Origin of the sequence: Micromonospora sp. AMSO1212t (assembly GCF_008868145.1) — a bacterium.
Classification (GTDB): Bacteria; Actinomycetota; Actinomycetes; order Mycobacteriales; family Micromonosporaceae; genus Micromonospora; species Micromonospora tulbaghiae.
Window position 1 is genome coordinate 1 of record NZ_WBKS01000264.1, and the last position, 768, is coordinate 768.

The following is a 768-nucleotide window of genomic DNA, read 5'->3' on the forward strand; positions in this document are numbered from 1 at the left end:
CGCCTGGAAGGCCGGGCGTGCCGGAGTTGTCCACTGCCACAACTGCATGATCGGCGGGTGTGGCGGCCTGACCGTCAGGCGAGGTGGGGCTGGCGGCGCAGGGCGCGGAGCTGGGTGAGATGCAGCGGCAGGTGCACGCGGATGTGCAGGTCCAGGGCTCTGCCCCACGGCAGCGAGTCGTCCACGTCCAGGTCGAAGCCCTCGCGCAGCACCGTCTCCACCGGCGTCTCCGCCGCCGGGCCGAGCCGCTCGGCCAGCGCGCACAGCTTCTGACTGGTGGCCCGGAACAACGCGGCCAGGCCGTCCAGCCCTCCGCACTCGGAGACCAGAGCGTCCAGTTGCGGCCGATGGATGGTGTCCAGGTCGTAGTAGGCGAACGGCGAGCCCGCCAGCACCGCCTCGGTCGCCTCGCTCATCAGCTCGTCGTTGGCGGCGAGGTGGGCCACGATCTGCTCGGCGCTCAACTGACCCTCCGGCGGCGGCCCGAACCCGCCCGCGTCGATCTCCGCGAGCAGTTCGTCGTACGCCTGCCGCAGTGCCGCGACGTCCACCTCGTCCATGTCCCGCATCCAACCTCCGCCGCTACCACCAGCACCACGGCTACCGCTCTTGGTTCACCCGGACGGGTCGCGCAGACGTGAGAAGGCCGGCACCCCGGGTTCGGGGTGCCGGCCTTCACGCGTGTGTCTTACTTGTTCCAGTGCTGGGCGACGAGGTCGGCGGCCTGCTGCTCCCACTGGGCGTAGTGGTCCGGGTAAGCCGACACCT

At 70.8% G+C, this 768-nt stretch carries 1 protein-coding gene; it reads right to left on the reverse strand.

Annotated elements, in window-relative coordinates:
* Positions 1-74 precede the first annotated feature (74 nt).
* Positions 75-551 (reverse strand): hypothetical protein, encoded by a 477-nt coding sequence (locus F8279_RS29735; protein ID WP_175438713.1) that lies wholly within the window; start codon positions 549-551, stop codon positions 75-77.
* Between the last annotated feature and the right edge of the window lie 217 nt (positions 552-768).